Annotated in this window: 16 protein-coding genes; 5 read left to right on the top strand and 11 right to left on the bottom strand. The window is 69.8% G+C overall.

Annotated features, from left to right (window positions below; all coding sequences use genetic code 11):
• Window positions 1-110 precede the first annotated feature (110 nt).
• From AC1DGW_RS09005 to AC1DGW_RS08990, 4 genes are all read right to left on the bottom strand, one after another.
• Window positions 111-554 (bottom strand): BLUF domain-containing protein, encoded by a 444-nt coding sequence (locus tag AC1DGW_RS09005; protein WP_478021859.1) that lies wholly within the window; start codon window positions 552-554, stop codon window positions 111-113.
• Window positions 555-639: 85 nt separating this feature from the next.
• Window positions 640-2697, bottom strand: a complete 2058-nt coding sequence (locus tag AC1DGW_RS09000; protein WP_478021855.1) for a TonB-dependent copper receptor — start codon at window positions 2695-2697, stop codon at window positions 640-642.
• A 70-nt stretch (window positions 2698-2767) separates the two neighbouring features.
• Complete coding sequence (locus AC1DGW_RS08995; RefSeq protein WP_478021850.1) at window positions 2768-3175, bottom strand: DUF2946 family protein; 408 nt, start codon at window positions 3173-3175, stop codon at window positions 2768-2770.
• 202 nt (window positions 3176-3377) lie between these two features.
• The gene (locus AC1DGW_RS08990) at window positions 3378-4361 is read right to left on the bottom strand and encodes a LysR family transcriptional regulator (RefSeq protein ID WP_478021846.1); all 984 of its coding nucleotides are present in this window, start codon (window positions 4359-4361) and stop codon (window positions 3378-3380) included.
• Between the two features lie 162 nt (window positions 4362-4523).
• Here AC1DGW_RS08990 and cysG point away from each other — a divergent pair, with 162 nt between their 5' ends.
• The 3 genes from cysG (at window position 4524) to AC1DGW_RS08975 (ending at window position 7812) form a co-directional block, all read left to right on the top strand.
• On the top strand, window positions 4524-5987 hold the full coding sequence (gene cysG, locus AC1DGW_RS08985; RefSeq protein WP_478021842.1) for a siroheme synthase CysG: 1464 nt from the start codon (window positions 4524-4526) through the stop codon (window positions 5985-5987).
• Between the two features lie 20 nt (window positions 5988-6007).
• Window positions 6008-6967: a cysteine synthase A gene (cysK, locus tag AC1DGW_RS08980; protein ID WP_478021840.1), complete on the top strand. Its 960-nt coding sequence runs from the start codon at window positions 6008-6010 to the stop codon at window positions 6965-6967.
• A gap of 260 nt (window positions 6968-7227) precedes the next feature.
• Window positions 7228-7812: an O-acetyl-ADP-ribose deacetylase gene (locus AC1DGW_RS08975; protein ID WP_478021838.1), complete on the top strand. Its 585-nt coding sequence runs from the start codon at window positions 7228-7230 to the stop codon at window positions 7810-7812.
• Between the two features lie 311 nt (window positions 7813-8123).
• On the opposite strand, the gene AC1DGW_RS08970 is transcribed toward AC1DGW_RS08975, so the two are convergent.
• The 4 genes from AC1DGW_RS08970 to AC1DGW_RS08955 all read right to left on the bottom strand — a co-directional run bounded on the left by AC1DGW_RS08970 (window position 8124) and on the right by AC1DGW_RS08955 (window position 13124).
• Complete coding sequence (locus AC1DGW_RS08970) at window positions 8124-9128, bottom strand: class I fructose-bisphosphate aldolase (protein ID WP_478021836.1); 1005 nt, start codon at window positions 9126-9128, stop codon at window positions 8124-8126.
• Window positions 9129-9281: 153 nt separating this feature from the next.
• Window positions 9282-11771, bottom strand: coding sequence for a protein kinase domain-containing protein (locus AC1DGW_RS08965; protein WP_478021834.1), 2490 nt, complete (start codon window positions 11769-11771; stop codon window positions 9282-9284).
• Window positions 11768-12262, bottom strand: a complete 495-nt coding sequence (locus tag AC1DGW_RS08960; protein ID WP_478021832.1) for an ECF-type sigma factor — start codon at window positions 12260-12262, stop codon at window positions 11768-11770. Before AC1DGW_RS08960 ends, AC1DGW_RS08965 begins: the two co-directional genes overlap by 4 nt.
• Window positions 12263-12440: 178 nt before the next feature.
• On the bottom strand, window positions 12441-13124 hold the full coding sequence (locus tag AC1DGW_RS08955; protein WP_478021830.1) for a hypothetical protein: 684 nt from the start codon (window positions 13122-13124) through the stop codon (window positions 12441-12443).
• Window positions 13125-13276: 152 nt separating this feature from the next.
• Here AC1DGW_RS08955 and AC1DGW_RS08950 point away from each other — a divergent pair, with 152 nt between their 5' ends.
• Window positions 13277-14902, top strand: a complete 1626-nt coding sequence (locus tag AC1DGW_RS08950) for a YadA-like family protein (RefSeq protein ID WP_478021827.1) — start codon at window positions 13277-13279, stop codon at window positions 14900-14902.
• A gap of 297 nt (window positions 14903-15199) precedes the next feature.
• On the opposite strand, the gene pyk is transcribed toward AC1DGW_RS08950, so the two are convergent.
• The 3 genes from pyk to AC1DGW_RS08935 form a co-directional block, all read right to left on the bottom strand.
• The gene (gene pyk / locus AC1DGW_RS08945; RefSeq protein ID WP_478021824.1) at window positions 15200-16666 is read right to left on the bottom strand and encodes a pyruvate kinase; all 1467 of its coding nucleotides are present in this window, start codon (window positions 16664-16666) and stop codon (window positions 15200-15202) included.
• Between the two features lie 379 nt (window positions 16667-17045).
• The gene (locus AC1DGW_RS08940; protein ID WP_478021820.1) at window positions 17046-17690 is read right to left on the bottom strand and encodes an HAD hydrolase-like protein; all 645 of its coding nucleotides are present in this window, start codon (window positions 17688-17690) and stop codon (window positions 17046-17048) included.
• A complete protein-coding gene (locus AC1DGW_RS08935; protein WP_478021818.1) occupies window positions 17687-18865 on the bottom strand; it encodes a phosphoglycerate kinase in 1179 nt (392 codons plus the stop codon). The genes AC1DGW_RS08940 and AC1DGW_RS08935 overlap by 4 nt, the downstream gene beginning before the upstream one ends.
• An 82-nt stretch (window positions 18866-18947) precedes the next feature.
• On the opposite strand from AC1DGW_RS08935, the gene AC1DGW_RS08930 reads away from it, so the two are divergent.
• Window positions 18948-19508, top strand: coding sequence for a GNAT family N-acetyltransferase (locus AC1DGW_RS08930; protein ID WP_478021815.1), 561 nt, complete (start codon window positions 18948-18950; stop codon window positions 19506-19508).
• Window positions 19509-19605: the final 97 nt, after the last annotated feature.

The raw sequence follows: 19605 nt of genomic DNA, 5'->3' as shown, positions 1-19605 counted from the left end.
CAGGGATGCGGGATATCGCGGGGTTCGATGTTGACGGAGCGGCCGGCCGATGGGCGGCACCGGCTCTCCCCCATGATTCCGCCGGCGCAATTCCGGCCGGGGTGGCAGGATCAGGAGTCCGCGGCTTGCTGCTGGCGCTCCCAGAACGCGAGCAGTTCGCGCAGGCCCGGCGCATCGCCGGCGCGCGCCACGTCTTCGTGCAGATAGCGCGCCTCCTGCCGCCACTGGCGGTTGCTCAACGCCTGCAGCACGCTGCCCTCGGTATGGCTGCAGCCCATGTGCCACTGGGTGAAATACAACTGTTCCACCGGGCCGTTCTGCAGTTCCTCCAGTTCGACATGCATGCGCGAGGCGCGGATGCGCGCGTAGATGCGCGCCACGCCGTCCTTGGGCCCCTCGAAATACTGGAAGAAGCGATGGCCGTCGTGGAGCAGGACGCCGGTGACGCCCTCCATGTGGTTGTGCGCACGCGCATCCACCAGCAGGTGGTCGAGGTCGGCCGGCGTCAGCCCGGCGACGGCGGTACTGATGTAGGCCACTGCCTGATGCGTCATCTGCCGCCTCCCTGGTCCTTCCCCGATCGCGCGAGCATGCCACAGGCGTCCCGCTGCCGGCTGGCCGGCAGCGGGAGAATCCGCGTCAGTAGCGGTAGTCCAGCTTCAGCCAGAACGTGCGGCCCGGCTCGTTGATCCGCACCGGGTCGGCGGGGAAGCCGAAATCGGCGCTGCCCGCCAGGTTCAGATGCTCGGCATAGGCGCGGTCGAACACGTTGTCCACGCCGGCGCTGGCGCGCAGGCCGTCGCTGATGCGATAGGCCGCATTGAGCGAGAGTGTGGCGAAGCCGGCGCTCGGGCCGAGATCGCGCGCCACCACGTTGCCCTCATCCTGCGCGACGCGGTTCTGCCGGCCCGCCACCCGCAGCAACGCGCCGGTGGACCAGCGCGCATGTTCCCAGGACGCGGTGAAACGCCCTTCCAGCGGCGGGATCTGCGGCAGCGGACGCTGCTCGTCGCGGTTTTCGCCCCAGGCATAGGCCAGCGTGCTGCCCAGCTTCCAGCCGTGCGCGGGGCGCCATTCCAGCCCGGCCTCGGCGCCGGCGATGCGCGCATCGACATTGCCCGCGCGCGTGCTGCTGCCCATCATGCCGCCGCTGCGGTAGGCGAACAGGATGTAGTCCTGCAGGCGTCCGGCATAGGCCGATACCCAGGCATCCAGCGCTCGCCCGTGGAACTGCAGGCCGAGGTCGAGCTGGGTGGTCTTCTCCGGCTTCACCCCGGCGAAGGCGTTGGCGCTGCCGGCCGGGCCGGCGTCGGCCGAGAACAGCTCCCAGTAGTCGGGCATGCGCTCGCTGTGGCCGAGCCCGGCATACCAGGTCCAGGCCTGGCCATGGTCGCGCTCGTAGCGCAGGAAGCCGCTGCCCAGCGTTTCCTCGCGCGTCTGGCCGGCGGTGGGATTGGGCATGGCCATCATCCCGGCGGTCTGGCGCAGGTCCTTCGCCTGCGCCTTGTCCACGCGCAGGCCGCTCACCCAGCGCCGCGGGGTGTCCTCGCCGAAGGTCAGCTCGGCGAATACGCCCTGGCTGCGCAGTTCGGCGTCGCGGGTCCACGCTTTCTGCTGCCACATCCCGCGCATGCCGCTGCGCTTGCGGTGACGGCTGTCCTGCGCATCGATGCCGGCGACGATGGCCACGTCCTGCCAGCGCCATTCCGAAGCAATGCGGCCACCGCTGGTGCGCCGCTCCACGTTCGACGCCATCGGCATCGGCATGCTGCCGTGCGGGTTGGGCGTGCGCAGCGTGTAGTTGTCCATCACGTGGTCGGCGTCGTTGTAGTACAGGTTGGCCTGCAGCTTGTCCCAGGCGCCGGGCAGGTTGCCGCGCTCCAGGCGCAGGCCATAGCTGCTGCGCCTGAACGCCGCGCCGTCCATACCACGGCCGGCATAACGGGCCAGCGCGTCGCCGGTGCCGGCATTGAGTTCGAGCACGGTATCGGCGTCGGGTGTCCAGCCGATGGCGGCGTCGGCGTTCCACTTGCGCCAGCGCGAGGGCACCACGTCGCCGTTGCCGTCGTGGTAGTCGCCGGACTCGGAGCGGTTGCCGTTCACCCGCACATAGCCCGGCCTGCTGCCGAAGCTGGCGTCGAGCATCTGGTCGTTGCGGTTGTTGGAGCCGCCCAGCGCGCTGGCCTGCAATTCCATGCCCGGCGCGTCGAAGCGCGGCATGTCGCGCTCGAAGCGCACCGTGCCGGCCGAGGCGCCAGCGCCCCAGCGCACGCTCTGCGGGCCCTTGATGACGGTGAGCCGGTCGTAGGTTTCCGGTGCGATGTAGGACAGCGGGTTGTCCATGCGCGACGGGCAGGCACCGATCAGGCTGCCGTCGTTGCTGAGGATGTTCAAGCGCGAACCGGACATGCCGCGCAGCACCGGATCGCCATTGGTACCGCCGTTGCGGATGGCGGAAAAGCCGGGGACGGTCTTGAGATAGTCGGCGCCATCGCTGGCCGGCACCGGCTGCCGCGGCAGGCGCGGATCGGTGACCCAGTTCAGCGGCGAGGACGGTGCGGCACTGGTCACGACCAGCGTGTCCAGCGTCTTGATCGAATCGGGTTCGTCGGCGTGCGCGGGATGGGGAAACAGCGCCACGCAGACACAGGCGGCCAGGCACGCCGGGACACCCGGCATACGGGAAACGGGATACATGAGGTTCTCCGGTACGACATGCCGCGTACTGCCGATGGGCAGCGGGCGGCAGGAAGAAGGGGAAGTGTCGTCAGGAGAACAGCGGCGGCCCGCGCGCCAGGTGCGCCGGCCAGCGCAGGCCAGCGGTGAAGACGGTCGCCCGCGGCGACTGCGGCACGATCCGGTACAGCAGCGGCGCCAGCACCAGCAGCACCGCCAGCCACGGCAGCAGCCGCGACGCCATGGTGCAGTAGTCGCAGGCCTCGCCATGGGCGGCATGCGGATCGGCCGGGGGCGTCTTGCCGATCATGCTTTCGGCAGCCCTATGCCCGGCGTGCGCGTCCATCGCGTGGTGTTCCGCCGGCATGTCGCCCGGCATGACCATGGCGGGCATCGCATGCGCCATCGTCGCGTGCGAGCCCTGCCCTGCCTGCATCCAGCGGCTGACCACCGGCGCCAGCGCCATCAGCAGCGTGGCCGCCAGTGCGAGCAGCAACATCCAGCGATGCAGGAGCGGGGATCGGTTCACGCCCCGATTTTAAGGCGCCGTCGCGGCCTTTTACGTGCGACGGAGTGCCGCAGGGGGAGGCAGGGGAAATCGACAGGAGCGCACTGCAGGAGCGCACTTCAGTGCGCGATGGAGCATTCCCGGTACAGCCCCTCGCGCACTGAAGTGCGCTCCTACGGTGCGCGTCTGCGACTCAGCTGGTAATGGTCTGGGTCAGCTCTTCCCAGGTCGGCGGCACCGGCCAGTCGGCGTCCTGGTTGCCGTCGAGCACGCGGCGCAGGTCGCGCTTGTCGATCTGCGGGGCCAGCACGTGCACCAGCTCCAGTGCGTAATCGCGCAGCACGCGGTCGCGCGGCAGCACCGCCCAGGCCGTGCACTCGGGGATCGATGCCGGCGCCGGCCAGGCGCGCAGGTCGCTGTCGCCGGCGCTGACCGCCATTTCCGCCAGCAGGCCCGCGCCCAGGCCGGTGCGCACATAGGTCTTGATCAGGTCGGCGTCGAGCGCGGTCAGCGCCAGGTCCGGTTCCAGCCCCTGCGTGGCGAAGGCGCGGCGCAGCGAGGAGCTGGGCCGGGTCGAGGATTCGTAGCTGATCAGCGGGTGCGCGGCCAGCGCGGCCATGTCCGGCACCTTGCCGGCGCGGTCCAGCGCGTGGCCCTTGGGCACCAGCACCAGCCGCCGCCAGCGGTACAGCGGCACGGCGATGCCGGTGCTGGGTTCGCCGCCGGCGGTGCTGACGATGGCGATGTCGGCATCGCCCTGGCTGAGCAGGTCCAGCGCGTCGCTCTCGGCCGCCTGCTGCAGGTGCACGCTGACCTGCGGATAGGCCAGCTTGATCCGCGCCACCGCCGGCGGCAGCACGAAGCGCGCCTGGGTATGGGTGGTGGTCAGGATCAGCTGGCCATGGCTCTCGCGGCGCTGGTTGGCTGCGTAGGTGCGGATGTTGTTGGCCTCGGCCAGCACCAGGCGCGCCCGCGAAATCACTTCCCCGCCGGCCGGCGTCACCGACTCCAGGCTGCGTCCCTTGCGCACGAACAGCAGGAAACCCAGTTCGTCCTCCAGCTGCTTGAGCTGCTTGGACAGGCCCGGCTGGGTGGCGTGCACACGCGTCGCCGCCAGCGTGATGTTGAGCTCGGCGTCGGCAATGGCCACCAGATAGCGCAGTTGGGTCAGGGTCATTGGAGGTCGGGAAGGCGGTTCGGCAGGGACGGACGACTGTAGGTCAGATTGCCCGGCCCACTTATAACCGAAAGTAATTTAATAGGCGCCGCAAGTCATTTCCGGGCCCGGGGGGCCAGGGCTACGGTCAGCATCCCTTCCGTCACCGCCTCCCTTCCCGCCTTGGACGCCCCCCTGTTCCCCCTGTTCGCCGATCTGAACGGCCGCGCCGTGCTGGTGGTCGGCGGTGGCGCGGTGGCCGGGCGCAAGGTCGAAGCGCTGCTGCATGCAGGCGCCCGCCCGCGGGTCGGCGCACCGCAGTTGTCACCGGCGCTGCGGGACCTGGCCGAAGCCGGCCGCATCGACTGGCTGCCGGGTCTGTTCGACACGCGCTGGCTGGCCGAGGACGTGTGGCTGGTGATCGCCGCCACCGACGCGCCGGTGGTCAACCGCGCGGTGGCGACCGCCGCCGAGGCACAGCGGCTGTTCGTGAACGTGGTCGACGATGCGCAGCTGTCGCGCTTCCACGTACCGGCCGTGGTCGAACGCGGCGCGTTGCAGATCGCCGTTTCCAGCGGCGGTGCGGCACCGATGGTGGCGCGCCATGTGCGCCGCCGCCTGGAAGAACTGTTCGACGGCGCCTGGGGCCGGTTGACCGAACTGGCCAGCCGCCATCGCCCGGCCATCCGCGCGCGCTTCCCCGACACCGGCGCGCGCCGCCGCTTCTTCGACCGCCTGCTCGACGGCCCGGTACTGGACCTGCTGCGCCGCCACCGCCAGGCCGACGCCGAGCTCGCCCTGCAGCAGGCGATGGCCGATGAACCGCCGGCCGCCGCTGGTTCGGTGGTGCTGGTCGGCGCCGGTTCCGGCGATCCCGGCCTGCTCACCCTGGCCGCACTGCGTGCACTGAACCAGGCCGACGTGATCCTCCATGACCGTCTGGTCAGCGCCGACGTACTGCAACTGGCCCGCCGCGACGCCGAGCGCATCGAGGTCGGCAAGTCCGCGCGCGGCCACAGCACTGGCCAGGAGCATATCCACGCGCTGATGCTGGAACACGCCCGCGCCGGCCGCCGCGTGGTGCGGCTCAAGGGCGGCGACGCCTTCGTGTTCGGCCGCGGCGGCGAGGAACTGCAGTTCCTGCGCGCGCATGGCGTTCCCTATGAAGTGGTGCCCGGCATCACCGCGGCGCTGGCCTGCGCCGCGTACACCGGCATCCCGCTCACCCATCGCGACCATGCCCAGCAGCTGCGCCTGGTCACCGCCCACTGCAAGGATTCGCTGGACACGCTGGACTGGCCGGCGCTGGCCGCGCCGCGGCAGACCCTGGTGTTCTACATGGGCGTGGCCGCACTGGCACAGATCCAGGCGCGCCTGCTCGATGCCGGCCTGCCCGCCGCCACGCCGTTCGCGCTGGTGGAAAACGGCTCGCGTGCCGACCAGCGCGTGGTCAGCGGCCAACTGCGACAGCTGGCCGACGCCGCCACCCGGCACGCCGTGCAGTCTCCGGCGCTGCTGATCCTCGGCGACGTGGCCGCGCTGGCCGGCGAGCTGCACTGGTTCGGCGACGCGCCGCTGCCAGCCTCCCCCCGCACATCCTCACCTTCCGCAAAGACGCCGCCGCCGACACTGGCCGACGCCGCCTGATTCCTTTCCAGGAGATCTCCATGGCCATCTACAGCAACATCCTCGACACCGTCGGCAACACCCCGGTGGTGAAACTCAACCGCCTGGCACCGGCCGGCGTGGACGTCTACGTCAAGGTCGAATCCTTCAACCCCGGCGGCTCGGTCAAGGACCGCCTGGCACTGGCGATCGTGCTCGACGCCGAGAAGCGCGGCGTGCTCAAGCCCGGCGACACCATCGTCGAGGCCACCTCGGGCAACACCGGCGTCGCCCTGGCCATGGTCGCCGCCGCGCGCGGCTACAAGTTCGTCGCGGTGATGACCGAGACCTTCTCGGTCGAACGCCGCAAGGCCATGCGCGCCTATGGCGCCAAGGTGATCCTGACCCCGGCCGCCGCGCGCGGCACCGGCATGGTGGAGAAGGCGAAGGAACTGGCCGCCAAGCACGGTTGGTTCCTGGCCAGCCAGTTCGCCAACCCGGCCAACCCGGCCTACCACCGCAACACCACCGCCGCCGAGATCCTGCGCGACTTCGCCGGCAGGCGCCTGGACTATTTCGTCAGCGGCTGGGGCACCGGCGGCACCCTGACCGGCGTCGGCGAAGTGCTGAAGCTGGCGCGCCCCGACACCCGCATCATCGCCACCGAACCGGCCGGCGCCTCGCTGCTCAAGGGCGACGAGTGGAAGCCGCACAAGATCCAGGGCTGGACCCCGGATTTCGTGCCGGAAGTGCTCAACCACAACGCCTACGACGAGCTGTATTCGGTACAGGACGAGCGTGCGATCGAGACCTCGCGCCGGCTGGCCGCCGAGGAAGGCATCTTCGTCGGCATCTCCTCCGGCGCCACCGCCGCCACCGCGCTGGACGTGGCCACCAAGGCTCCGGCCGGCTCGGTGATCCTGGCGATGCTGCCGGATACCGGCGAGCGCTACTTCTCCACCCCGCTGTTCGCCGACATCAACGAAGGCAGCGACGACGACTGGCTGGCCGGCCTGCCGTAAGCCAGGGCCCCAGGACGTTCCGCACCACGACCGGGGGACGCCCCGGTCGTCCCCGCAGTCCGCAACCGCTCCATCCCCGCGTCTTCTGCTTGCATCCCCTGCTCCTCCCCCGGCACGAAGGCCGCCCCGCGCGGCCTTCGTGCTGTCCGGCCGCCCCGTCGCAGCCGCCGAGACGCCCCCTCCTCAGACTTTGCCGCGAGCGGACGCAAGCCGTGCATCCGTCACGTTTTGCTCATATACGGGAAGGGAAGATCGCGGGCATGAACATCGACATCTGGCAGGGCGACATCACCACCCTCGACGTGGACGCCATCGTCAACGCGGCCAACGAGAGCCTGCTCGGCGGCGGCGGCGTGGACGGGGCGATCCACCGCGCGGCCGGCCCCGGCCTGCTGGCCGAATGCGAACGCCTGCCGGAACTGCGCCCGGGCGTGCGCTGCCCCACCGGCGAGGTCCGCGCCACCGCCGGCCACGCGCTGCCGGCACGCCATGTCTTCCACGCCGTCGGCCCGGTCTGGCATGGCGGCCAGCGCGACGAGGCCGCACTGCTGGCCAACTGCTACTGGCAGTCGCTGCGGCTGGCCGAGCAGATGCGGCTGGAATCGATCGCCTTCCCGGCCATCAGCTGCGGCGTCTACGGCTACCCGATGCACCAGGCCGCCGCCATCGCCGTCACCGAGACCGTCACCTGGCAGAAGAGCCACGCGCGCCCGGTGCGCATCGTCCTGGTGGCCTACAACACCGCCACCTTCAAGGCCTACCAGCAGGCGCTGGCCGTCGCCGGCCAGGCCAGCACGGCGATGCCCGTCATCGACGATCCGCTGCTGCCATCCTTCGCACGCTAGCGGGCGCCGGCCGCACGCAGCGTGCCTTGCCTGTGCATGACCGTGGAAGCGCATGTCGGCCGACACAGGCCTGTAGTCGATTCGCCCGTCGCCCGAGCGACATCCGGCGCGCTGGATGCGTGCATCACGGGTCGGCCGGCGAAGCGGGCGGACCCGCCGGCCTGCCTCGCCCCGGCATGGGCGCGGCGCGAAACCCGGCTCGCGCGGCATCCGCAGGGCAGGCACGCATCGTGCCCAGGCGCCATCACCTCCGCACATGAAAACGCCGGCACGAGGCCGGCGTTTTCATTTTCATCGCGGGCGGTCGGCGATCAGCCTTCCCATTTGCCCAGCGCCGCCAGGCCATTTTCCTTGGCGCGCTCGTACACGGTCTTCTGTGCGGCGTCGTAATTGCCCTTCATGTCCTGGCCCCACAGCTTCAGCGCGGCCTGCTGCATGGCGCGGCCGTAGGAGAAGCTCAGCGGCCACGGCAGCTTGTCGAGCTGGTTCATGGCGTTCAGGTGCGCGGTGGACTGCTCGTCGCTCTGGCCGCCGGACAGGAACACCACGCCCGGCAGGATCGCCGGCACCACCGACTTCAGGCACATCACGGTGGCTTCGGCCACTTCCTCGACGTCGGCCTGCTCGTCGCAGTCCTTGCCGGAGATGACCATCGAGGCCTTCAGGATGGTGCCTTCCAGCAGCACGTTCTGCTGGTACAGCGCGTCGAACAGCGAGCGCAGGGTGGCTTCGGTGACTTCGTAGCAGGTCTCGATGTCGTGGTCGCCGTCCATGATCACTTCCGGCTCGACCATCGGCACCAGGCCGCATTCCTGGCACAACGCGGCATAGCGGGCCAGCGCGTGGGCGTTGGACTCGATGCAGGTGCCCGACGGGATGCTCTCGCCGATGTTGATGACCGCGCGCCACTTGGCGAAGCGGGCGCCGAGCTTGTAGTACTCCTGCAGGCGCTCGCGCAGGCCGTCCAGGCCTTCGGTGACCAGCTCGCCCGGGCAACCGGCCAGCGGGTGCGCGCCCTTGTCGACCTTGATGCCGGGGATCATGCCGTGGTCGGCCATGTACTTGGCGAACGGCACGCCGTCCCTGGTCGACTGGCGGATGGTTTCGTCGTACAGGATCGCGCCGGAGATGTGCTCGTTGAGCTTGGGCGTGGTCAGCAGCAGCTCACGGTAGGCACGGCGGTTCTCTTCCGTGTTCTCGATGCCGACGCTGGCGAAGCGCTTGGCGATCGTGCCGGTGGATTCGTCGATGGCGATGATGCCCTTGCCCGGGGCGACCATGGCCTGGGCGGTTTCAGCCAGCAGTTCGATGCTCATGAAGTTCCTGTGACGGGGTGCGGGAAAACCCGGATTATAGCCCGCGGCAGTCGCGGGCCGGCCGTGGAAATGGCCTGCAAACGTTTCCATCTTGTCCGCAACAGACAAAACCTGTCGTCACCGATGCTCGTGCGCGGCAACGGGGCGCTTGCCTCAACGCAGGCCCGCACGCAGTGCCATGGCTTCCCCGCCGATAGCCGCGCCCGCCGGTCCCAATGCGGCGACCAGACCATCGAGCGCATCCAGATCGCCGCGCGCGCCACTGTGATCGCCCGCTCCCAGCCGCAGCCGGGCACGCAGCAGCAGGCCACTGGCGTGCAGCGGGCCACGCGTATCGCCCTGCAGCTCCGCCAGGCGGAACTGCGTCGCCAGCAGGATCGTCGCTTCGGCCGTCTTGCCTTGTCGCTGCAGCAACTCGGCCAGCCGCAGTCGCGTCCCCATCGCCACGCGGCTGCCCTCGCCCCCCAGGCGCGTGCCCATGTCCAGTGCCTGTTCGAGATCGGCGCGCGCTTCGTCCAGCCGGCCCTGCTTCAGTTCCAGCGTGCCCAGGTTGCTCAGCAGCGCGGCCAGGTGCGGCGATTGCGGATTGGCCTGCCGGTAGATTTCGGCCGCGCGGCGGAACGACTGCTCGGCCGTCGCCAGGTCGCCCAACTGCACCGAGGCCACCGCGGCATTGTTGAGCGCGCCGAGTGCGTCGCTGGTGGACTGCAGCTGCAGTCGCTCGAACATCGCCCCTGCCGACTGCGCCGTCTCCCGTGCCCGCGCCGCATCGCCCATGCCCATGTAGGCAGCGGCCAGATCGGCCGTGCGTGCGGCGACGATGCGGTCGGGGCCGCCGTCCAGCAGCGCGCGGCGTGCGGCAATGGCCTGCTCCAGTATCCGCGCCGCCACGTCCGGGTGGCCGCCGGCCCGCTCCAGATTGGCCTGCAGCGACGCGCTCTCCTGCAGGTCCACCACATGCCGGGCCGGATCGCGCTTCCAGTACGCCAGCGCCTCGTCCAGCAGCGCACGCGCGCCGACGTTGTCGCCGTTGAAGTAGCGCACCACGCCCAGCCCGTATTGCGCGGTGGCGCGCTGATCGGGGAAACGCTCCACGCCCGGCCACGCCAATGCCTGTTCGTACAGCGCCTCCGCTGCTTTCAGGTCGCCCAGTCGCTGCGACAGGTCCGCGGTGGTGACCGCCAGGTGGATGCCGGTGGCCGGATCGCCGCGATAGCTGTCGGCGATGCGGCGCGCGCCGTCGCCCAGCACATCCGATGCCGTCGCCCGTTCGCCGTCGATGCGGTCGCCGGCGTCGCGGAACAGCATGGCGAAATAGTCGCCGATGGCCGCGTTGCGGCGCGCTTCGGCCAATGCCGCATCGCGCTGCACGCGCACCTGGCGCAGCTGCCAGGTGGTGCCCGCCAGGCCCGCCAGCATCGCCAGCACCGCCAGTACCGCCATCGCCACGCTCCAGCGGTTGCGCTGGACGAACCGGCGCGCGCGATAGCCGAACGTATCTCCCATCACCGATACCGTGCGTCCCTGCAGGAAACGCAGCAGGTCGTCGGAGAACGCCTGTACGCTGGCGTAGCGCCGCCCGGGCTCCTTGGCCAGTGCGGTCTGCACGATGCGGCCGAGATCGCCGCGCACGAAGCGACGGAACGCCGCTTCGCTGGTGCGCCGGTTGGCGATGCGCGCGGCCACTTCCCCGGGATCGCCAGAGGACAGCACCACGTCCATCCGCGCCGGTGCATCGACAGTGATGGCCTGCACCGCCTCCTGCAGATTGGCCGGATCGAAGCGCCAGGGGCGTTCGCCGCACAGCAGCTCATACAGCACCACGCCCAGCGCATGCACATCGGTGGCGACGCTCGCCGGCTGCCCGAGGATCTGCTCCGGCGCGGCATATTCGGGGGTGAAGCCGGCAGACAGGCCGGTCCGGGTGGTGCCGGCATCGACATCCAGGCGCTTGGCCACGCCGAAGTCCAGCACCTTGGCATGGCCTTCGCCATCGACCAGCAGGTTGGCCGGCTTGAGGTCGCGATGCACGACCAGGTGCGCATGGGCGTGCTGTACGGCGCCGCACACCTGCCGCAGCAGTTCCACGCGCTGGCGCAGGTCAAGCCGCTGCGCGTCGGCATGCCGCAGCAGGTCGCCGCCATTCACGTATTCCAGCGCGAACCAGGGGCGCGCCTGCCCGTCGACGCCATGGTCGATCAGCGCGGGAATGCCTGGATGCGACAACCGCGCCAGGATGTCGCGTTCCTCCAGGAAGCGCTTCGCGTGCACGGTGCCGGTCCACTGCGGCTGCAGGCGCTTGACCGCCGCGTGCTGGCCGCTGTCGTCCTCGCGCCGCGCTTCATAGACACAGCCCATGCCGCCATGGCCGAGCATGCGCAGCAGACGCCAGGGCCCGAGCCGCTGGCCGGATTCGTCCACCGGTGCGTGCGGCGGCCAGCTGGCGTCGAACATCCCGGCCGCCTGTGCGTCCAGCGGACCACGCTCGTCCACCGCCGCCAGCATCCGGCCCAGTTCGGCGGCCAGCGCCGGCTCCTCCCGCCCAAGGCGCTCCAGCAGAGCCGCGCGCTGCCGCGCATCGCCATCGAACGCCTGCTCGAACAATATCGAGAGCTGCTGCCAGCGTTCGCGCTCCATGCTCATGTCGCCTCTCCCAGGCGCGCGTGCAGCCAGGCCCGCGCCCGCTGCCAGTCGCGATAGACGGTACGTTCACTGCAGCCACGCAGGGCGGCGATCTCGGAAAACTCCATGCCGCCGTAGAAGTGACACTCCACCAGTTCGGCCAGGCGCGGCTCCAGCTGCTCCAGCGCCTGCATGCCCGATTCCAGATCCAGCGCGTCGGTATCGGCAGTGCCGCCGGACAGGCCGGTGTGCAGCGTGATCCTCTCCAGCCCCCCGCCACGCTTGCCCGCCTGGCGGTCGCGCAGGGAGTTGGCGATCACCTGGCGCATGGCCTTGCCGGCCAGCGCCATGAACTGTCCACGCCCGGCCACGAGCGCGACCTTGCCGTCGAGCTTGAGGAAGGTTTCGTGCAGCAGGCCCACCGTATCGAGCGCGGTATGCCGCGCACGACCCAGCCGGCGATGCGCCAGGCGCTGCAGCTCCTCGTACAACTCGCTGAATGCCGCGCGCACGGCGGCATCCCCTGCCGGGTCGCCCATCCCTTCGCCCTCCCCATCCTGACGGCGATCTTCCATCGCCCAGCCCAGCGGGGCAACCAGGGCAAGAGAGAACGAGGCCAGGGTCGCGCCTCCCTTCTGTACCGGCCCGCCGGCACCGCCGCAGGGACGAGGCGACTCCCTGCCCGGTTTCTCAAGGCCAGTGGATGCCGATCTCGCCCACGACCAGGTTCCTGCCGATATCCGGCCACTTCGCGTCATCGCTGCGGAAGCTGCTGTCGCCCACCGGCACGGCATCGGCACCCGCGCCTTCGCGCGCAGCCAGCCTCACCGCACGGAAGCGCACCGCCCCTTCCGCATTGTCGAGCTTGCCGCCATGCCAGTCCTCGACCGTGCCGCCATGATCCCAGTCCAGGCCGAAGAAACTGATCGGCGCGCCATTCAAGGCCACCAGTCCGGCCAGCGGCATGCCCACGCGCAGGCCGCCGGCGTCATGCCACAGCGATTGCGCATCGGACACGCTCACCCCGGTGACGACCGCTTCCGCGCGGGCGGTGTCCAGCTCCAGCACCAGGCGTTTTTCCGGATCGTCCGGGAACAGCACCAGTACGGGATACTCGCCCTCTCCTTCCGGCCCGTAACGGGTTTCGGCGTGCAGATTGGCCTTGCCGAAGCGCGCTTCCCATTGCGCGCGGGTGCCTGGCGTGGTGGGAAGCTCCCAGGTTTCGGCCGCCGGCTCTGCCGCTGCCTGCACGGCTCCGGCCGTCTCGACAGGCACCGCCTGCGCGGGGTGGGCAGGCGCCGTCGAAGGTGGGGACGGCGAGCAGGCGACAAGCACGGCTGAAAGCGGCAACGACAGGAAACGGGACTGGCGCATGCACGGGGCTCCAACGGTCGGCTGCGTGCACGATAGCCCAAAAGGCGGCCCGCCTCCGGTTCCGGCATTTCCCCGGACAGATGTCAGTCGACGGCCGTATTCCGTGTTCTTCCCGTTGGTGGCAATGAAGCCCCGCCCAACCGGAGAACATCATGCGCATCCGCAAGCCCTGTATTTCCCAGCATCCCGCGCTTCCCCTGCTGGCGATCGCGCTGGCCTCATCCTTCGCATCGCCGGCATCGGCCGCCGATCCTCCATGCTACGTATGGGATGCGGCCGCGCAGGACTGGGTGGCCGATCCAGCGAAAAACACCGACCAGGGCACCGAGCACGGCAGCAATGCCACGACCTGCGATTCAAGCGCGGTCGCCTATGGACGCAACGTCAATGCCAGCGGCGTATTCACCACGGTCTTCGGCCAGGCCAGTACGGCTGCGGGCCAGTCCAGTGTCGCTTTCGGCAATCTCAACTTCGCCGGAGGATCGTTCAGCAGTGCATTCGGCATCCAGAACTCGACCGATGGATTCGGCAGCAGCGCTTTCGGCATGAACAACCTCGCCCAAGGCGACAGCAGCAGCGCCTTCGGCTACTGGAACATCGCCAGCGGTGTCGCCAGCAGCGCCTTCGGCCATCTCGGCGAGGCTTCGGGCAAGGGCAGCGTCGTCCTTTCCGGCTGGTTCGATCTCAATGGGGATGGGTTCTGGAACAGCGGCGAAACGGCCATCGCCAGCGGCACCGGCTCGGTGGCGATGGGGGCAGCGGTCACCGCCAGCGGCGAAGCCAGCGGCGCGATAGGCGTGGGCGGCAAAGCCAATGTCGACTTCAGCTATGCGATCGGCGGGTTCAATACCGCCAACGGCCTGGCCAGCAGCGCCGTCGGCTACAACAACACTGCCAATGGCTGGGGCAGCAGCGCCTTCGGCGCCTTCAGCGTAGCCAACGCCCAGTACGGCAGCGCTTTCGGCTATGCGGCGAGCGCCAGCAACACCGGCAGCACCGCCATCGGCTACATGGCCATCGCCGACCGCGACTACGCCGTGGCCGTGGGCCGCGCCGGTGGCGAGAACCAGATCATCCACGTCGCCGACGGCACCCAGGCCACCGATGCGGTGAACCTGCGCCAGTTGCAGGCCGGCAATGCCGGCACCCTTGCCGCCGCCAACGCGTATACGGATACGAAGGTGGCGGCAGCGGCCGACGCGGCCGCCACGGGCGCGCTGGACGCCGCCAAGGCCCATGCCGATGCCGGCGATGCGGCGACGCTTGCCTCGGCCAATGCCTATACCGATGCCCAGGTGGCCTCCGTCGCCGGCACTGCATTGAGCGGGGCGAAGGACTACACCGATACCCGCGAAGCCCTCGTCCGCGACGACATGGTCGCCGGCGATGCCGCCACGCTCGCCACGTCCAAGTCCTACACCGACACCACCGCCGCGCAGACGCTGGCATCGTCCAGGTCCTATGCCGACCAGAAATTCGCCACCTTCAACGACCAGTTCAATCAGTTCCGCAGCGACGTCGACCGCCGCCTGGGCCATATGGACGCGCGCATCGACCGCATGGGCGCGATGGGCGGAGCGATGGCTGCCGCCGCGCTCAACACCGCCGGCCTGCCGGGACAGAACCGGGTGGGCGTGGGCATCGGTGCGCAGGGTGGACGCTCGGCACTGGCGGTGGGTTACCAGCGGATCGTCGCGCCCAATACCAGCGTGTCGTTGAGCGGGGCGTTCTCCGGCAGCGAGAAGAGCGTGTCGGCGGGCGCCGGCTTCAGCTGGTGAACCGCCGCCGCATCGGATGATGCCCCGTTCCACGCGAACCGATGGCAACAGCCCGCCCGTTTTCCATGCCGGTGCGGTACGACAGGGAAGTCACCGGGGGCGGGCAACCGCCCCCGTTCATTGCCGCAGCCATGCCGGCGGCGGCGAAGACCCTGTCCGGCAAGGCGCAAAGAAGGCGGCGCCGGCAGCGCGCTGCCGCACCTCGCCGGCCGCGGGCGCGCCATCCTGCTGGAACCGCTCGATCAACCGGCCTGTGTGGCTGGCCATGTCCCGGCAGCGCGCTGCCGGTCCGCAGGATTACAGCTCGCCCAGCCCGCCAGCGCGGCCATCGCTGCCGACTTCGAGCAGGCGCAGGGTGTTGGTGGCGCCGTGGGTTTCCATGTGCTCGCCGCTGGTGAACACCACGCGGTCGCCGGCCTGCAGCAGGCCGGCCTCGACCAGCAGGCGGATGCTGCCGCGCGCGGCTTCGCGCGGGGTGAAACCGCGGCTGTCGAAGTTGATCGGGAACACATCGCGCATCAGCGCCATCTGCCGGCGCGCGCCGTCGTGGCGGGTCACCGCGAACACCGGCGCCTTGGCGCGGAAGCGCGACAGGTAGCGCGCGGTGCCGCCGGATTCGGTCATCGCCACGATCGCGCGCACGCCCACGTGCTGGGACAGGAACATGGTCGCCATGGCGATGGCCTGGTCGGCACGCTCCAGGTTGCGCGGCGACGCGTTGAAATCGGTATCGATCTGGAACTGGCGCTCGGCGCCGAGGCAGATGCGCGCCATCGCCTCGACCGCCTTGACCGGGTAGGCGCCGGCCGCGGTTTCGGCCGACAGCATCACCGCGTCGGTACCGTCGATGACCGAGTTGGCCACGTCCAGCACCTCGGCGCGGGTCGGGATCGGGCTTTCGACCATCGACTGCAGCATCTGCGTGGCGGTGATCACCACCTTGTTCTGCGCCAGCGCGGCCTTGATGATCTTCTTCTGCAGGCCCGGCAGCTCGGCGTCGCCGATCTCCACGCCCAGGTCGCCGCGCGCGACCATCACCACGTCGCTGGCCTCGACGATTTCTTCCAGATTCTCGATGGCTTCGGTGCGCTCGATCTTGGACACCAGCGCCGCATCGCAGCCGTGCTGGCGGGCGATGGCGCGCGCGTCATTCATGTCCTGCGCGTTGCGGCAGAACGAGACGGCGATGAAGTCCACGCCGATCTTGGCGACGATGCCGATCAGTTCCTTGTCGCGCTCGGTCAGCGCGCCCAGCGACAGGCCGCCGCCCTGCTTGTTCAGGCCCTTGCGGTCGGACAGCACGCCGTCGTTGAGCACGGTGTTGACGATGCGCTCGCCCTGCACTTCAACCACCTGCAACTGCATCAGGCCGTCGTCGAGCAGCAGCACATCGCCCGGGCCCACGTCCTGCGGCAGGCCGAGGTAGCTCACGCCCACCTGGGTGGCGTCGCCGGGTGCCGCATCGGCGCTGGCGATCAGGTCGAAGCGGTCGCCGGCCTTGAGCTGCACCTTGCCCTCGGCGAAGCGCTCGATGCGGATCTTCGGGCCCGGCAGGTCGGCCAGGATGCCCACTTCCACGCCGATGCGGTTGGCGGCGGCGCGCACTTCGGCGGCGCGCTTGGCCTGGCCGGACGGATCGCCATGGGAGAAGTTCAGCCGCACCACGTTGACGCCCGCGCGGAACAGATCGTCGAGCACGCCCGGCGCATCGGTGGCCGGTCCGAGGGTGGCGAGGATCTTGGTGCGGCGCTGGCGTTCGATCATGGTGCGAAAACTCCCGGAAAGACCGCCGAAATTAGCATATCCAGTGCATGACAACGATGTCGCATACGATTTCAGAAGACACTTTCCACGCTGTCCCGCAGACAGGGCGGACAGCCTGTCCGGACAGCGCGGCGGTGGTACCGGACGGTGTCCCGCGCAGCCGCACCGGCAGGACATGCGCCGGCACATGCAGGGCATCGCGGGACAACCGACAGGCCAACCAGGACATCGTTCCGCTGCACGGACGCGGGCCGCGCACCCGGCGTCCCGCCCGTATCGACGGCCACCGGAACAGACGCAATCAACGCGGGAAAGAACGTCGTTGCCCGGGCGACACGCGGGCAACGACGTCATGGCCCCCCACGGGGCCATCGATGCCCTACGGCGAGAGCAGCCGCCCCAGGTCCACCGGCGTGGCCACCAGCACGTCGGCCCCCGCAGCGGCCAGTTCCTCGCGGCCGCCGAAGCCCCACAGCACGCCGACATTGCGCATGCCGTGGTGGCGCGCGCCTTCGATGTCCATGCGCCGGTCGCCGATCATCCTGCACTGCCCGGACGCCAGCGACAGTCGCCGCAACGCTTCGGCAATCAGCTCCGGCTTGTCGCTGCGCGAACCATCGGCGGTCGCGCCGATGATGTCCTCGAAGCAATCGCCGAACGGCAGGTGCTCGACGATGCGCCGCGCATGCGGTTCGTTCTTGGCGGTGACCACGGCCAGGCGGTGGCCAGCGGCGTGCAGGCCCAGCACCACCTCACCGATGCCGGGGTAGACCTCATGCTCCAGCCAGCCATGCAGCTCGAAGCGCTCGCGGTACAGCTCCACCGCGCGTTCGACGCGCTGCGCGTCGCCGAACACCGGGCCGAAACTGGTGCGCAGCGACGGGCCGATCCACTTGCGCAGTTCGGCCTCGCCGGGCACCGGCTGCTCCATCTTCTCCAGCGCATGGGCCACGCAGCGGGTGATGCCGATGGCCGAATCGATCAGCGTGCCGTCGAGATCGAAGAACAGGACATCGCGGCTCACGCGCCGCGGGCCTCCAGCGCCGCCACGGCGGGCAGGGTCTTGCCCTCCAGGAACTCGAGGAACGCGCCGCCGCCGGTGGAGATGTAGCTCACCTCGTCGGCGATGCCGTACTTGTCCACGGCCGCCAGGGTGTCGCCGCCGCCGGCGATGGAGAACGCGCTGGACGCGGCGATGGCACGGGCGAGCGCCTCGGTGCCCTTGCCGAACGCGTCGAACTCGAACACGCCGACCGGGCCGTTCCACACCACGGTGCCGGCCTTGGCGATCAGTTCGGCGTACTGCGCGGCGGTCTTCGGGCCGATGTCCAGGATCATGTCGTCCGCACCCACCGCATCAACGGCCTTGACCGTGGCCGGGGCATCGGCGGCGAACGCCGGGGCGACCACCACGTCGACCGGCAGCGGGATTTCGGCACCACGCGCCTTCGCATCGGCGTCGATCTTGCGGGCGGTGTCGAGCAGGTCGTTCTCGACCAGCGACTTGCCCACGCCGTGGCCTTCGGCGGCGATGAAGGTGTTGGCGATGCCGCCGCCGACGATCAGCTGGTCCACCTTGCCGACCAGGCTGGAGAGCAGCTCCAGCTTGGTCGAGACCTTGGAGCCGGCGACGATGGCCAGCAGCGGCCGCGCCGGGTTGGCCAGCGCCTTGTCCAGCGCATCCAGTTCGGCCATCAGCAGCGGGCCGCCGGCGGCGACCGGGGCGAAACGGATCACGCCATGGGTCGAAGCCTGCGCGCGGTGCGCGGTGCCGAAGGCATCCATCACGAACACGTCGCACAGCGCCGCGTACTTCTTCGACAAGGCCTCGTCGTCCTTGCCCTCGCCAACGTTCATGCGGCAGTTCTCCAGCAGCACGATGCTGCCCGGCGCGACCTCGACGCCATCCACCCAGTCGCGGACCAGCGGCACGTCCACACCCAGCAGTCCGGACAGGCGCGCGGCTACCGGCGCCAGCGAATCGGCCTGGCTCCACACGCCCTCCTGCGGCCGGCCCAGGTGCGAAGTAACCAGCACCGTGGCGCCCTTTTCCAGCGCCAGCTTCAGCGTCAGCAGCGAGGCGGTGATGCGCTGCTCGGAGGTGATCCTGCCGTTCCCGTCGATCGGCACGTTGAGGTCTTGCCGGATCAGGACACGCTTGCCGGAAAGATCAAGGTCGGTCATGCGAACGATGGACATGGCGGGGTCGGCTCCGGAAGACTGTGGGGAAACCGCGATTCTCGCCCGCCCCCGCAAGCGGGGCAAACCCGAGGTGCACCGCATGCCGCCGCGTCTGCCGCAACCCGAACTGTCCAGCCCGCGGCTGCGCCTGCGCGAAGTGCGCGGGGACGACGCACCGGCCCTGTTCGCCATCCACAGCGACCCGCAGGTGATGCGCTACTGGAGCCATCCGGCCTGGACCGAACCGGCGCAGGCCGATCGGAAGGTGGCCGACATCCAGCGCCAGCGCCGCGAGCTGGACATGCTCGTCTGGGCCATCGCCGACGCGCACAGCGACCGGTTGATCGGCACCAGCGCGGTATTCGCGATGCAGCTGGAGCAGGGCCGCGCCGAGATCGGCTACAGCCTGCACCCCGACTGGCAGGGACGCGGGCTGGCCAGCGAGGCGCTGCGCCTGATCCTGCGCCACCTGTTCGACGGCATGGGACTGCGCCGCATCGAAGCCGACATCGACCCGCGCAACCAGGCCTCGTGCCGATTGGTCGAAAAGCTCGGCTTTGTCCGCGAGGGTGTACTGCGCGAACGCTGGCACGTGAACGGCGAACTCGCCGACACCGCGCTGTACGGCCTGCTGCGCGGGGATTTCATCGACCGCACGTAGGAGCGCACTTGTAGGAGCGCACTTCAGTGCGCGATGGGGCTTTCCCGGTAGAGCCTCTTCGCGCACTGAAGTGCGCTCCTACAAGCGCCTCCTGCAA

It is taken from the genome of Stenotrophomonas sp. 05N423 (genome assembly GCF_056397145.1).
Note: the sequence above shows the minus strand (reverse complement) of the source record. Positions and strands in the feature narration are given on the sequence as shown.

What these genes read in the sequence shown, in the direction of transcription:
- AC1DGW_RS09005 (WP_478021859.1), bottom strand. Translation starts at nt 554, where the DNA reads ATGACGCATCAGGCAGTGGCCTACATCAGTACCGCCGTCGCCGGGCTG.
- AC1DGW_RS09000 (WP_478021855.1), bottom strand. Translation starts at nt 2,697, where the DNA reads ATGTATCCCGTTTCCCGTATGCCGGGTGTCCCGGCGTGCCTGGCCGCC.
- AC1DGW_RS08995 (WP_478021850.1), bottom strand. Translation starts at nt 3,175, where the DNA reads ATGTTGCTGCTCGCACTGGCGGCCACGCTGCTGATGGCGCTGGCGCCG.
- AC1DGW_RS08990 (WP_478021846.1), bottom strand. Translation starts at nt 4,361, where the DNA reads ATGACCCTGACCCAACTGCGCTATCTGGTGGCCATTGCCGACGCCGAG.
- cysK (WP_478021840.1), top strand. Translation starts at nt 6,008, where the DNA reads ATGGCCATCTACAGCAACATCCTCGACACCGTCGGCAACACCCCGGTG.
- AC1DGW_RS08975 (WP_478021838.1), top strand. Translation starts at nt 7,228, where the DNA reads ATGAACATCGACATCTGGCAGGGCGACATCACCACCCTCGACGTGGAC.
- AC1DGW_RS08970 (WP_478021836.1), bottom strand. Translation starts at nt 9,128, where the DNA reads ATGAGCATCGAACTGCTGGCTGAAACCGCCCAGGCCATGGTCGCCCCG.
- AC1DGW_RS08965 (WP_478021834.1), bottom strand. Translation starts at nt 11,771, where the DNA reads ATGAGCATGGAGCGCGAACGCTGGCAGCAGCTCTCGATATTGTTCGAG.
- AC1DGW_RS08955 (WP_478021830.1), bottom strand. Translation starts at nt 13,124, where the DNA reads ATGCGCCAGTCCCGTTTCCTGTCGTTGCCGCTTTCAGCCGTGCTTGTC.
- AC1DGW_RS08950 (WP_478021827.1), top strand. Translation starts at nt 13,277, where the DNA reads ATGCGCATCCGCAAGCCCTGTATTTCCCAGCATCCCGCGCTTCCCCTG.
- pyk (WP_478021824.1), bottom strand. Translation starts at nt 16,666, where the DNA reads ATGATCGAACGCCAGCGCCGCACCAAGATCCTCGCCACCCTCGGACCG.
- AC1DGW_RS08935 (WP_478021818.1), bottom strand. Translation starts at nt 18,865, where the DNA reads ATGTCCATCGTTCGCATGACCGACCTTGATCTTTCCGGCAAGCGTGTC.
- AC1DGW_RS08930 (WP_478021815.1), top strand. Translation starts at nt 18,948, where the DNA reads ATGCCGCCGCGTCTGCCGCAACCCGAACTGTCCAGCCCGCGGCTGCGC.